This window comes from Vibrio sp. YT-19(2023), from assembly GCF_033337395.1.
Genome location: NZ_JAWOQN010000527.1, coordinates 1 through 687, shown reverse-complemented (window position 1 = coordinate 687; position 687 = coordinate 1). Strand labels below are relative to the sequence as shown.

1 protein-coding gene is annotated in these 687 nt (G+C 46.7%); it reads left to right on the top strand.

Features of this window, described 5'->3' with window-relative positions:
- Positions 1-687: deoxyribodipyrimidine photo-lyase (locus tag R7E78_RS26900; protein ID WP_318058712.1), on the top strand; the 687-nt coding region annotated here is incomplete at both ends.

Below are 687 nucleotides of genomic sequence, written 5' to 3'. Positions count from 1 at the left end.
CAACGCAATGGCGGTAATGGTCAACATCAATTCTGAAGTGAATGAAGTTGAGTTGGATAGAAAGGTATCTCAAGCACTGGATAATCGTGGGGTAGAGTTTCACGCCTTTCACGACAAATGCGTTCATGCGCCAACGACCGTACTCAACAAGCAAGGCGAGTATTTCAAAGTATTTACGCCATTCAAACGAGCATGGTTGCAAAAGTTTTCCTTGCCAACGGTATCCAAGCCTCAGAAACAAAATGAACTGCCTAGTGAGCAGTTAGCAGCGGTAAAACAAGACGGTTTTGATGCCGATTTTACGTTCTCTTATCCAAGGGAATCGAGCGAAGCTTGGTGTGCATCGACCAACGACATTCTCAAGCAATTGAGGACGTTTGCACGCGAGCGTAGTGACGGTTACCAGATGAAGCGAGATTTCCCCGCTATAGATGGTACGAGTCAGCTCTCGCCTTATCTTGCCATCGGAGCATTGTCGCCAAGACAGTGCATCGCGAGGTTGTATGCTGAGAATCCACAACCGGATTTGTCAGAAGGCAAAGCAACGTGGCTGAGCGAGATCATTTGGCGTGAGTTCTACCAGCACTTGTTGGTGTTTGAACCTAAACTTGTCAAAGGTCGCGGATTCATCGATTGGGAAGGCAAAATTCAATGGTCTTACGACGAACAAGCTTTTGAATGTTGGAA